General features: G+C 60.4%; 9 protein-coding genes. 8 read left to right on the top strand and 1 reads right to left on the bottom strand.

Annotated elements, in window-relative coordinates; genetic code table 11:
- Positions 1–87: 87 nt before the first annotated feature.
- Positions 88–948 carry an urease accessory protein UreD gene (locus KF814_17485; GenBank protein MBX3237940.1) on the top strand — a complete coding sequence of 287 codons (861 nt, stop codon included), beginning with the start codon at positions 88–90 and terminating at the stop codon, positions 946–948.
- A gap of 8 nt (positions 949–956) precedes the next feature.
- Here KF814_17485 and KF814_17480 read toward each other — a convergent pair whose 3' ends face one another.
- Positions 957–1,913, bottom strand: a complete 957-nt coding sequence (locus KF814_17480) for a hypothetical protein (protein MBX3237939.1) — start codon at positions 1,911–1,913, stop codon at positions 957–959.
- A gap of 233 nt (positions 1,914–2,146) precedes the next feature.
- On the opposite strand from KF814_17480, the gene KF814_17475 reads away from it, so the two are divergent.
- From KF814_17475 to KF814_17445, 7 genes are all read left to right on the top strand, one after another.
- Entirely contained in the window at positions 2,147–3,916 is a 1,770-nt protein-coding gene (locus KF814_17475; protein ID MBX3237938.1) for an NAD+ synthase, read from the top strand.
- A 174-nt stretch (positions 3,917–4,090) separates the two neighbouring features.
- Positions 4,091–4,969 (top strand): hypothetical protein, encoded by an 879-nt coding sequence (locus KF814_17470; GenBank protein ID MBX3237937.1) that lies wholly within the window; start codon positions 4,091–4,093, stop codon positions 4,967–4,969.
- A 178-nt stretch (positions 4,970–5,147) separates the two neighbouring features.
- On the top strand, positions 5,148–6,365 hold the full coding sequence (locus KF814_17465) for an ammonium transporter (protein MBX3237936.1): 1,218 nt from the start codon (positions 5,148–5,150) through the stop codon (positions 6,363–6,365).
- 37 nt (positions 6,366–6,402) lie between these two features.
- On the top strand, positions 6,403–6,741 hold the full coding sequence (locus KF814_17460) for a P-II family nitrogen regulator (GenBank protein MBX3237935.1): 339 nt from the start codon (positions 6,403–6,405) through the stop codon (positions 6,739–6,741).
- Between the two features lie 2 nt (positions 6,742–6,743).
- A complete protein-coding gene (gene glnD / locus KF814_17455; GenBank protein MBX3237934.1) occupies positions 6,744–9,425 on the top strand; it encodes a [protein-PII] uridylyltransferase in 2,682 nt (893 codons plus the stop codon).
- A gap of 48 nt (positions 9,426–9,473) precedes the next feature.
- Positions 9,474–10,883 carry a type I glutamate--ammonia ligase gene (gene glnA / locus KF814_17450; GenBank protein MBX3237933.1) on the top strand — a complete coding sequence of 470 codons (1,410 nt, stop codon included), beginning with the start codon at positions 9,474–9,476 and terminating at the stop codon, positions 10,881–10,883.
- 314 nt (positions 10,884–11,197) lie between these two features.
- Positions 11,198–12,028, top strand: coding sequence for a formate/nitrite transporter family protein (locus tag KF814_17445; protein ID MBX3237932.1), 831 nt, complete (start codon positions 11,198–11,200; stop codon positions 12,026–12,028).
- The last annotated feature ends 20 nt before the right edge of the window (positions 12,029–12,048 follow it).

Here is a 12,048-nt window from a genome sequence, read left to right as displayed (position 1 = left end):
ATCCGCTCTCCGTGACGCGTCGTTCGTGATTCGTATCCCGTAGGCCTCACGTGATTGCGGTCATTCAAGATTCGAGGGAGTCCGTCCATGCCGTTTTCTGCTCAAGAGGGTGTCCTCACGACAACGGTGGGGCGTCAGGGCCTTCTACGCTATGACTTTGAACGAGTCGGCGCGCGAACCGTCTTGACTCAGTCCTCGTGTACCAGCCCGTGGCATCATTTCCCCCCGACCTATCTCGATGAAAGTGGTGTCGCAGTGGTCTGGTTGGTCAATCCTTCCGGGGGGCTCGTGGGAGGGGACCAGCTGTCGGTTGAAGCGACACTCCATGCCGACGCACACGTGGTGATAACGAGTCCCTCCGCCAATCGAGTCTATCGCAGTCAATCCGAGCCGGCGCTGCAATCGGTTCGTTGTTCGGTCGGACCAGGAGCTCGGTTGGAGTGGATGCCGGAAGGCACGATTCCCTTTGCCGGCTCCCGCTTCAGTCAATCGATCCAGGTGGACCTTGCTCCCGGCTCGACCCTGTTGCTGTGGGATGCAATGGCGTCAGGCAGGATCGCCAAGCCGGAGCGTTGGGCGTTTGAGACCTACGACAATGAGATTCGTCTCAGCACTGCATCGGGAGGATCGGTCGTCGAACGGTTTCATCTCACGCCCGATACCGTCGGCACGCTGCCGCGCGACTGGGACTACGTGGCCTCATTGTTCGTGCTGAGCGACAAGGTGGAAGGCTCGCGATGGGCTGAGCTTCGGGAAGATCTCGCGGTGAGGTTGGAGGGGATGGAGAGCGACCTGCTGGCCGGAGTCAGCGAACCTTCTATGCCGGGCCTGGTCGTCAAGCTCATGGCGCGATCCGCTCCGATATTGGCCCAGGCACAGGCGATACTGTGGGGGCGCACACGCATGGCGCTGTTCGGCCTGTCGATGCCGGTGTTGCGGCGCTACTGAGCTGAATGTTACGGCGTGGCGGGCTGTTTCTTCGGCGCTGGTTTGGGTTTGATCTTGGCCGGCTGATTGGATTTGTCAGCTTGCTGCTTCTTGAGTTGATCCAGTTCATCGCGGAGACGCTGCAATTCTTCCGCCTGCTTGACGACCAGATCCTTCGTAGACTGCAGTTCCTGTTCGAGACGAATCTGCTCGACCGCCGCATTCACCAAAGCAGCGCCGGCCGGCTGGGCAGCAGGGGTGGCTGACGCCGGCATGGTGCGGAGGGCATCATAGTCGACGGCAATGCGGGGCTGTTGCGGTTCAATGAGCATCCAGGACTGCGGGGCATCGGCCTTGGCGACGGCCTGATCCGGTTTGAACAGGAGCGTATACGACGTCAATTTGCCATCGCTTCGTCCCGGCGCAGTGCGATAGCGACTCAACGCGAACCGGAAAAGGTTTTGGTACACATACAGCGTCCCCTCCGTCGTCAGACCGTCGTCCTTCACGGACAGGCGTACCCGCTGGTCTGGGGCGGCTTCGGCGAAGGCACTGGCGACGAGCGGAGCCAAGAAATCGACTTCCTCATGAGAGAAGAGGGGGTAGAGAGTCTTGCCGGTTCCCACGGCCTGTTCGACACCGGCAAGGTGAAGGCCACTCAAGAAGGCTGCGGCTTGAGCCGCTTGGATATTTGCCGGGTGAGTCGCTTGAAACGTGTTCACCGTCCCGCTGTACCGCGCGGTCGTTCCCTTGCTGCTCAATTTCTCCAGGGACACGGTTCCCAGCGGGCCATCACCGACCTTGGTGAGGAGGGCTCCGCTGCTACAGCCTGAGACCAGGAGGCACAGACTGAGCAGGACGAATCGCCGAGCGCGGGCAAGATAGGGTTTGGTGGACGACATGGGGCGGTAGTGTAGCACAAGCCCTACACCCAACTGCATGGTTTCGTTGAGAAGATCGAGGAAAATTTGATTGACTCTCCGCAAGGCGGAATGCTATACCAGCACCACGTTTTGGGAGACAATGGAGTCTCCAACGTACGTTTTGATACAGACGAACAAGGACAACGACGTCCTCCGGCTCAGGGGCCTCCTGGGTCAGAGGGCGTTTTTTTTTATCCGAAGTAGCTGTCGCAGCCGTCGGCTACCAGCCCCGGTGCGAAGACGTGCTCCTGCGGCGTGGAAGCTGAGATCTGATCGCTGATAGCCCAGAGCTTGTTATGCGTCCACTTCGAATTGCCATGGTGCAGATGAATCCGACGGTCGGTGACCTGCCGGGCAACGTCCGACGCATTGTTGCATGGTTGAAGGAAGCCCGCGCGGCTCACGCGGATATCGTGGCGTTTCCCGAACTGGCGATCACCGGGTACCCGCCCGAAGACCTGATTCTGAAGCCTCGGTTTGTCGAAGACACCCAACGCGCCCTCAAGGCGGTGGTGGCGGAGACACGGGGGCTGGTGGCGGTCGTGGGCTACGTCGGACAGGGGACGGCCTCGGCGCTGTCGAGAGACCAGGCAGTTTCGGTGCCGGCCGGACCGCACGATCTGTACAACGCGGCTGCGATCATGGCCGACCGTAAACTGCTGGCCAGCTACTGCAAATGGTACCTGCCGAACTACGGTGTGTTCGACGAAAGCCGGTATTTTCAGGCCGGCCGCCGGTTGCCGCTCCTCTCGCTGAACGGCACGACCATCGGTGTGAATATTTGCGAAGACATTTGGTATCCCGAAGGCCCGACGCGATTGCAGGCTGCGGCGGGGGCGGAGATCATCGTCAACATCAATGCCTCGCCGTTTCACGTGGGGAAAGGGCGGCTGCGCGAGCAAATGCTGGCCACCCGCGCGCGCGACAACCAGGCGATCGTCACCTACACCAACACCGTGGGCGGGCAGGACGAGTTGGTGTTCGACGGGAACAGCCTGATCTTCGATCAGACCGGCGAAATCGTTGCGAGGGGCAAAGCCTTTGAGGAAGATCTGATCTTGGCCGATCTGGACACCGCGGCGGTTCGGCGGGCTCGCTTGGCCCATCGGCGCAAGAAGTCGTCGGCACCCAAACTGGCGTCTCTGGTGGATCGGGTCGACGCGACGCTGCCGGATCGCTCGTCCCGCTCGATCATCGTGCCTTCGTTCAGCCCGCAGCTCGATCCCCTCGATGAGGCGTATCGCGCGCTCGTGCTCGGGGTGCAGGACTATGTTCAGAAGAACGGGTTCAAGCAGGTGGTGATCGGCCTTAGCGGCGGGGTGGATTCGGCTCTGACGGCGGTCATCGCCGCGGATGCGCTCGGTGTCGAGAATGTGCTGGGCGTGTTCATGCCCTCGCCCTATACCTCTCGGGAGAGCCGGGAAGATGTCGACGATCTGGCGCGCCGGCTTGGGATTCGGGTTGAGACGATTTCGATCACCGCGCTGTTCAATGGTTATCTGCGGGCGTTGGCCAAGCCGTTCAGCGGGCGCAAGCCTGACACCACTGAGGAGAATCTGCAGGCGCGCATCCGCGGCAACTTGCTCATGGCCTATTCGAACAAGTTCGGCCATTTGGTACTGACGACCGGCAACAAGAGCGAGATGAGTGTTGGCTATGCCACGCTCTATGGCGACATGGCCGGCGGATTTGCGGTGATCAAGGATGTGCCCAAGACGATGGTCTATGAACTCTCCTATTTGCGGAACCTGGTCGGCACCGATCCGGTGATCCCGAAGCGGATTATAGATCGCGCGCCGACGGCGGAGTTGCGCCCGAATCAGAAGGACGAGGATAGTTTGCCGCCTTATCCCGTGCTCGATCCCATTTTGAAAGCCTACGTCGAGGAGGATCGGGCGCTGGAGGAGATCGTGGCCTTGGGCTACGAACGGGACACGGTCGTGCGGGTCATGTCGTTGGTGGATCGCAGCGAGTACAAGCGGCGGCAAGCGCCGCTCGGCATTAAGATTACACATCGAGCCTTCGGCAAGGATCGGCGGATGCCCATCACGAATCGGTATCGATAGGTTCTAATCCCCCTGCGATCGGTCCGCGGCCTTCTTGGCGCGGCGCCGCTGAACAGGGCGACCGACAACGGCGTCGGTCATCAAGACTGGCAATGGCGCTAGGAGAGCAGATGTGGGCCGTTCTCGGGGACGGTCACGGAGAACTCATTACTCATACATTCTCTTGGAGGTGCCATGGCTAGGTTTGTTGGACGAAGGGTGCGGCAATGGGGAATCGGGATGTTGGCGTGCGCGGCTGTCTGGGCGGGTCTGAATGGGCCGGCTTTGGCGGACACCACGGACGATTTGATGGATACGAAGAAGCATCCCGTGTCGGTCACAATGGCCATGCAGGCGGACAGTTTCTTTGGATTCAACCCGGCGATTTACGGGACCTATGGTCTGACCGACAACATTGCCTTGGCCTTCAGTTTTACGTATTGGACCATGATCAGCGGGGTCGGCGTTCACGATAACAACCCCTGGTTGGAGACGGACGTCGGGTTGAATTTCACCTTCTTGGATAAGCGGCTGTCCGTGACGCCCATGATCGGTTTTGTGCATGGGCAACTCTTGTCTTCGCGAGGCGGATTCTTCCCGAACGGCAGCGGCAGTGTGGCCGAGCGGACGACCGCATTCGAAGGCGCCGTCCCCAACATCACGATGAACTACCTCGACGATCGCTTCGAGGGCGAGTTCTACATGGGCTATTACAAGGCGATCCGCAGCGAGGGTGGCAGCGGCGGGGGCGGTGCCATCGCCTGTTCGAACCCGGGCGGGACGAACTGCCTTGGACCGGGTTTTGCCGGAGGCCGCGGGACCTGGGATTTTTTGCATTATTGGGGTAACGTCGGTGTCCGGGTGAACAGCATGTGGTCGGTCGGGGCGCATTACGAGCATCTGTTGACCACCCGCGACAGCAGCGCGCCTGGTGCACAGCAGGACTACTATCGCTGGATCGGTCCGTATGTGGAGATGAAGTTGCCGGGCGGGATGGCCTTTCGGTTTACGGCCGGTAAGGATCTGACCGACAATCAGGACTTCTACAAGCTCAAGTTTACCAAGACGTTCTAACGGCGATGTCGGACGTGGGGCGGGGAGCGGTTCCGCTTCCTGCCTCGTCCCTAATCCAAGGAGGCGGACTGTGATGAATCCGACGCGTTCGGGCAGCCTGCTCTGTGCGGGGTGTGGGGCACTCCTGGCATCGCTGGGAGGATTGCCCGAGGCCCAAGCGCAGACGGCGGGTCTCAAGATCGATACCGGTGATACGGCCTGGGTATTGGTCTCGTCCGCTTTTGTGCTGGCGATGCTGGTGCCGGGCTTGGCCCTGTTTTATGGAGGGCTTGTGCGCAGCAAGAACGTGCTGGGCACGATCATGCAGAGTTTTGTGATCCTCAGCGTGGTCAGCCTGCTTTGGATCTTTTGTGGATACAGTTTGGCATTCGGGCCTGACAAGGGCGGCGTGATCGGCGGGTTGGATTGGGTCGGGCTCAACGGTGTCGGGGCGGAGCCGCACCCGGTGTATGGGCCGACAATCCCTCACCAAGCATTCATGCTCTTCCAGATGATGTTCGCCGCCATTACTCCGGCGCTCATCGCGGGGGCCTTTGCTGAACGCAAGCGATTTGTCTCGCTCATCATATTCTCCGCGCTCTGGTCGCTATTCATTTATGCGCCTGTGGCCCATTGGCTTTGGGGCGGAGGCTGGCTGTCCAAGTTGGGCGGGCTGGATTTTGCCGGCGGGGCCGTGGTGCACATTACCTCGGGGGCATCGGCTCTGGTTTGCGCAATCGTGCTGGGTAAGCGGCGCGGTTATGGAACGGACTATATGGCGCCGCACAATCTTCCGATGACCCTCCTTGGGACGGGTCTGCTCTGGTTTGGCTGGTTCGGGTTCAACGGCGGCAGCGCATTGGGCGCGAATGGCCTGGCGGTGTCGGCGATTCTGGTGACCCACACGGCGGCTGCGATGGGGGCCTTAGTCTGGTGCGCGGTGGAATGGCTGCACCGTGGGAAACCGACTGTGCTCGGCGTGGCGAGCGGCGCGGTCGCGGGGCTCGCGACCGTCACCCCGGCTTCAGGCTTCATCGGCCCGATTCCTGCGATGGTGATTGGATTTATCGCAGGTGCGGCCTGCTATGCGGCGATTGTTTGGAAAGGACGATTCGGCTATGATGACTCGCTTGACGTCGTGGGGATTCACGGCGTCGGCGGGGTGATCGGAATTTTGGCGACCGGACTGTTCGCCAGCAAGGCGATCAATCCGGCCGGCGCCGATGGATTGTTTTTCGGCAATCCCGGTCTCTTCGGCATTCAACTCGTGGTCGTCGTGGCAACGGCGTTGTTCTCGATCATCGGCACATTCGTCATTCTGAAATTGGTCGATGCCATGACCGGATTGCGGGTGAGCGGCGAGGAAGAGGCGACCGGTCTCGATTTGAGTCAGCACAACGAACGCGCGTATTCGTGACGGGGAATACGGCGTTCAGCGACCCCAGGAGGCAGGGATGAAGGTGATTGAAGCGATCATCAAGCCGTTCAAGCTCGACGAGGTCAAGGATGCGCTCCTGGAGATGGGTGTACAGGGCATGACCGTGACCGAGGTGAAGGGCTTCGGGCGGCAGAAGGGCCATAAGGAAACGTATCGGGGCCAGGAATATACGATTGAATTCGTGCCGAAGGTCAAGATCGAGGTGGCGGTCAACGATGGCTTGGTCCAGCGGGTGCTGGAGACGATCACTCGGGCGGCCAAGACCGGCAGCATTGGAGACGGGAAGATCTTCGTGCGGGATCTCGATGCGGTGGTTCGTATCCGAACCGGCGAAACGGGAGAGAGCGCGTTGTAGCCATGTCGCAAAGCCTGGACGCCTCGTCACAGAGCCTGCAGGAGTTTGCCTCGGCGGGTGCCGCGCTTGCCGAGCAACGGCAGGCGATTCAGCGTCGGCTGTTTGCCGGAGCTTCCGGCGAAGAGGTGGTAAGCGCCACGACCGAACTGGTCGATAACCTGATCATCGGCCGCTACCGTAGCGCGGCCCGTGCAGGTGGTGATGCGCTGACCACGGCGGGCTTTCAGCATTGCTGTCTGGTGGCCTTGGGCGGTTACGGCCGCCGCGAGTTGGCCCCGTTCTCCGACATCGATCTCATGTTTTTGTTCCGTCCGGAAGCGGCGAAGGTCGTGCCGGAGCTGGTCAAGCAGGTGCTCCATCCCCTGTACGACAGCGGATTCCAGGTCGGACACAGCGTGCGCACGATTCAGGATTGCGTCGAACTCGGTTTGAGCGACCTAACCGTGCGGACATCGATGATGGAAGCGCGGTTTTTAGCGGGCAGCGCCGACCTGTTCCAGGAATTTCATTCTCGATACTTCCGCAAGGTCGTCTCCGCTGGCGTCGACAAGTATCTGGAGCAGAAACTCGAGGAGCGTCGCCGCGAATACCAGAAATTCGGCGAGACCGTGTATCTGCTTGAACCGAACGTCAAGAAGAGCAAAGGCGGTCTGCGGGATCTACACATGTTGCAATGGATCGGACTGGCCCGGTATCAGGCTCCGACCATCCGGGAACTGTCCGACCGCGGGATTCTCTCTCAAACCGACTATCGCGCCGTGAAGGACGCTCGCGAGTTTCTGTTACGCGTCCGGGCGTTCCTCCATACGAGGGCCGGGATGGCGCAGGAGATTTTGACGTTCGACGAGCAGGTGTGGCTGGCCAAGCAGTTGGGCTGTGTCGATCAGCCCCATCTGCTGGCCGTCGAGCAGTTCATGCAGCAGTACTACCGCCATACAATGGAACTGCATGCGGCGTCGATGCGCTTCGTGGAGCGGTGCCGGCGGGTGTCGCTGTGGCAGCGCCTGCGTAGTTGGATGCCGGCGTCCCGTGTCGACCAATACTATTCGGTCAACGGCTCGACCCTGACGGTTCCGGTCGAACTTCGATCGAAGGTGTTGGATCGGGCCGTGGCATTGCTGAAATTGTTCGATCTGGCTCGGGCCAAGAATCTCGTGATCGATCCACTTTTGCTCGAGGAAATCCATCGTCACGTGGATGCCGTGCCGGAGGAGCAGTTCCGCACGCCGGAAGCCGGACGCATGTTCTTGTCGATTTTGTCCGGACCGGGTGCGGCCCGCACGCTGGAGTCGATGCACCGGGCGCACCTGCTCGAAAAGCTCGTGCCGGCCTTCGCTCGGGTCCGGGGCCTGATGCAGTTCAACCAGTACCACAAGTATACGGTGGATGAGCACAGCCTTCTGGCGGTCGCGAAGGTGGAAGCGTTGGCGGACCAGCAGGGTGTGCTTGGCGAGGTCTATCGCAGCATTAAACGGAAGGATATCCTTCATCTCGCGGTGCTGCTGCACGATCTGGGAAAAGGCCACGAAGAAGACCACAGCGAGGTCGGGAAGCGTCTGGCGGAGGAAGCCGCCGCCCGGTTGGGGTTCGAGGAACAAGAAACCCGCACGCTCGTCTTCCTCGTGCACAGGCATCTGTTGATGGCCCATACGGCGTTCCGGCGCGATCCGTACGACGAGAAGGTGCTGCTGCCTTTTGCGCGTGAGGTCGGCACGCCCGAGGTCCTGCGTAAGCTGTTGGCCTTGACCGCCGCGGATATTGCAGCCGTCGGACCTGAAGTGTTGACGAAGTGGAAAGAGTCGTTGCTGATCGAGTTGTTCCTGCGCGCGATGCAGGAGGTGTCCGGCGAACGCGAGACCGCCGATGAGCCGGAGCGGTTGAAGCGGATCGCCGCCGACGTGGTCGCGCAGCAGGAAGCCGCCGAGACCGAGCGGATGGAACGAGACTGGATTCAGTCGGAATTGCAGCAGTTCCCGCTCCGCTATGCGTACGGGACATCACCGCGGCGAATCGCTGCGCACCTGGCGGCCATCCGTTGTCTGCAGCCTGGCCGAGTGGTGGTGGTGGATTCCGAATTCAACGCTCAGTTGGGGACATGCGAGTATGCGGTGGTTACCCACAATGATCTGATCCCGGGACTGTTTTCGAAAATCGCCGGCGTCATGGCGTCGGGCGGGCTGCAGATTTTGGACGCGCAGATCTTGACCCGAAAGGACGGAGTCGTGGTCGACACGTTCCAGGTGACCGATCCGGATTATCAGGGCGCTCCACCGGCGGAACGGCGCCGCGCCATCGGCAACACGATTGAGTCGGTCCTGACGGGCCGTGAGGCCATCGAGGATGTGATGCGGCGAGGGGCACGGCTTAGTTTCGGACGGTCACTGCCGGCGCATCGTCAGCCCACGGAGGTCCGCGTCGACAACGAAACGTCGGATCGCTTCACGATCATCGACGTGTTCGCCGACGACCGTCAGGGCCTGCTATATGTGATCACCAACGCCATTTTCCGGTTGGGGTTGTCGGTGCACGCCTCTCGCATCTCCACGCGACTCGACCAGGTGGCGGATGTATTCTATGTTACGGGGCAGGATGGAACGAAACTCGAAGATCACGCGCAGCTGGAGTCGATTCGAGGAATGATCTTGCGGGAGATCGATGCGTTTTTAGGGGCACAGGCGGCATAGCAGATTGAGTGAGGGTGTTATTTTCATCGGTTCCGAAAGGAGGAGGGGATGAACGTTCGTGAAGTGTTGGAGTTTGCGAAGAAAAACAAGGTGCAGGTGGTCGATCTGAAGTTTGTCGATCTCATCGGCACGTGGCAGCATTTCAGCATTCCGGTGGGGGAACTCACGGAAGGGTTGTTCAAGGATGGGTCCGGTTTGGACGGGTCCTCCATCCGCGGCTGGAAGGCGATCAACAACAGCGACATGCTGGTCGTGCCGGATCCGGAAACGGCCTGCATGGATCCGTTCTGCGCGGTCCCGACCTTGAGTCTGATCGGCAACGTGGTCGATCCGATCACCCGGGAGACCTACGATCGCGATCCGCGCTACATCGCCCAAAAGGCCGAGAAGTATCTGCAGAGCACGAAGATCGGCGATACGTCCTATTGGGGCCCGGAAGCCGAGTTCTTCATTTTCGATCATGCCCGCTACGACCAGACCAACCACAGCGGCTACTATTTCCTCGATTCCGATGAGGGCGTGTGGAACATGGGCCAGGAGGGTGTGAACTTGGGCGGCAAGATCCGTCACAAGGAAGGCTACTTCCCGGTGGCGCCGACCGACACGCAACAGGACATCCGGACCGAGATGATCCTCGAGATGGAAAAGGCAGGGATTGCGGTCGAGAAGCATCACCACGAAGTGGCCACGGCCGGCCAAGCCGAGATTGACATTCGCTTCGACTCGCTGCTGAAGACCGCCGACAAGATGATGATGTACAAGTACATCGTCAAAAACGTCGCGCGTCGGCATGGCAAGACGGTCACGTTCATGCCGAAGCCGCTGTTCGGCGACAACGGGTCCGGCATGCACACGCACCAGAGCATCTGGAAGGACGGCAAGCCCCTGTTTGCCGGGAAGGAATATGCCGGCGTGTCGCAGCTGTGCTTGAACTACATCGGCGGCATCTTGAAGCATGCCCCGGCGTTGGCGGCGTTCACCAATCCGACGACCAACTCCTACAAGCGGCTTACGCCGGGCTTCGAAGCCCCGGTGTTGCTGGCCTACTCCAGCCGGAACCGCTCGGCCGGTATCCGCATTCCGATGTATTCGCCCAGCCCCAAGGCCAAGCGGATTGAGGTACGGTTCCCGGATCCCGGCGCCAATCCCTATCTCGCCTTTGCCGCCATGTTGATGGCCGGTCTGGACGGGATCGAGAACAAAATCAACCCCGGCGAGCCGGCGGAGAAGGACCTGTACGATCTCGAGCCGAAGGAAATGGCCAAGATTCGGACCATGCCCGGGAGCCTCGACGATGCGCTCGATGCGCTCGAGAAGGATCATCAGTTCCTCCTCAAGGGCGGTGTCTTCTCTGAGGATCTCATCGAGGCCTGGATCAGCTATAAGCGCACGAAGGAAGTCGATACGATGCGGTTGCGGCCGCACCCGTACGAGTTCTTCCTGTATTACGACCTCTAGCCCGTTGCCTCCATTAAGAGGGTCCTTGACGGATTGCGGGAAAGGATGATACCTTTCCCTGGTGAGTGACGGGAGGCAATGGCGCCTCGACTGACTCTCACCTATATACGTAAACGGACAAAGGCGTCCGTCATTCTCTCGGGAGTGGCGGACGCCTTCTTATTTTCAGCCGGCAGCGACGTCGGCGCAGCACTATAGGGGCCCGGTCATCCCGGTGCCGTCGAGGACAAAGGCGTCCTCCTCCCGATCACAAGGGGGGAGGACGCTTTTTATTTTTGCCTCAGAGAGCACCATTTTTAGTGAAGGAGGCATCCATGCATGCGTCAGATCACGAGCGTATCGGCGGGCTTGCGGCAAAGAAATGGGCGTTCTTGGAACGCTCGTTTCCGGGCTATCTCATTTTGTCGGCCTTCGCCGGGATCTATTTGGGATTCGGGATTGCGCTGATCTTCAGCCTGGGAGGTCCGTTGGCTGCCGAAGGGTCGCCGCTGGTGAAATTGGTCATGGGCGCGTCATTCGGGGTGGCGCTGACCCTGGTGATTTTTGCCGGCTCGGAGTTGTTCACGGGCAACAACATGGTCGGTGTGATCGGCGGCCTCACCAGGTCGATCACCTGGGGGCAAGCGTTGCAACTGAACTTCTGGTCCTGGGTCGGCAACTTGATCGGGTCGCTGCTGTTGGCCTGGTTGATTGTCCAATCTGGCCTGTTCGCGAAGGGCGCCACCACGGACCTGATCGCAAAGCTCGCGACGGTGAAAATGTCACTCGGATCTTGGGAGCTGTTCGTCCGGGGTATTCTCTGCAACTGGCTAATTTGCCTCGCGGTCTGGATGGCGGGGCGTACGAGCAATGAGACGGCCAAGATCCTGCTGATCTTCTGGTGCCTCTTTGCATTCATCGGCACGGGATTTGAGCACAGCATCGCGAATCAATCCTTGCTGGGCATGGCGTTGTTGCTGCCTCACGATGCGGCGGTCACGTGGACGGGATTTTGGTTCAACCAGCTGTTTGTGGCTCTCGGCAATATCGTAGGTGGCGGACTCTTCGTGGGCGGGCTGTATTGGTTGGCCAGCCCCTATCGGGTGAAGGAAGCGGAGGCCGGGGAAGTCGGTCGGACAGAGACAGCGGAAGCGCTGCGGACGTAGAGATCGGGGGCCGTCGGGCG

The sequence above is a fragment of the Nitrospiraceae bacterium genome, assembly GCA_019637075.1.
Taxonomy (GTDB): domain Bacteria; phylum Nitrospirota; class Nitrospiria; order Nitrospirales; family Nitrospiraceae; genus JAHBWI01.
This window is presented reverse-complemented; position numbering and strand designations above follow the sequence as displayed.